Annotated in this window: 1 protein-coding gene; it reads left to right on the top strand. The window is 45.2% G+C overall.

Going from position 1 to position 522, the window contains the following annotated elements:
• Positions 1–68: 68 nt before the first annotated feature.
• Entirely contained in the window at positions 69–479 is a 411-nt protein-coding gene (locus ACXAC4_RS20985) for an ABC transporter permease (protein WP_475165123.1), read from the top strand.
• Positions 480–522: the final 43 nt, after the last annotated feature.

Below are 522 nucleotides of genomic sequence, written 5' to 3'. Positions count from 1 at the left end.
AAGGTTAACGACGGTTAGATTCACCTCTTACACAGCACCTGGATCGGCGCAAAGATGATTGGCTGCCTGTGTCATTTTCAGCGGGATACAGCTCGCAATCAACGGTTAGATTGGTGATAGGCACCGAGCAAGCTAACCTTCCGCAGTTATTTAATCAGCTACGCCAACTTTTAAAACAGTTTAACTTAACCGCTGATCCGCAATTTAGCCTGATGCAGCAAGACTTGGCTAAAGTTTATCGCATCGAGCAAGACTTGTTTGTGCTCATCAGAAACTTCTCAGTGCTGGCCATGCTTTTAAGTTGCCTAGGCTTATTTGGACTCGCGGCATTTGCAGCAAAACGTCAGCAAAAGCAATTAGCAATAAGAAAAGTGCTTGGTGCATCACGTTTCTGTTTAGTGAATCTACTCGCCCGCGAGTTTCTAATCATAGTGCTTGCAGCAGCGGCAATCGCCTTACCATTTGCAGGTGCTGTGTAAGAGGTGAATCTAACCGTCGTTAACCTTAGCAATACGTTATCTA

Source organism: Pseudoalteromonas sp. AWM4_233, from assembly GCF_056158285.1.
The sequence above is the reverse complement of the archived record's forward strand: the minus strand, read 5'-3'. Positions and strand labels throughout refer to the sequence as shown.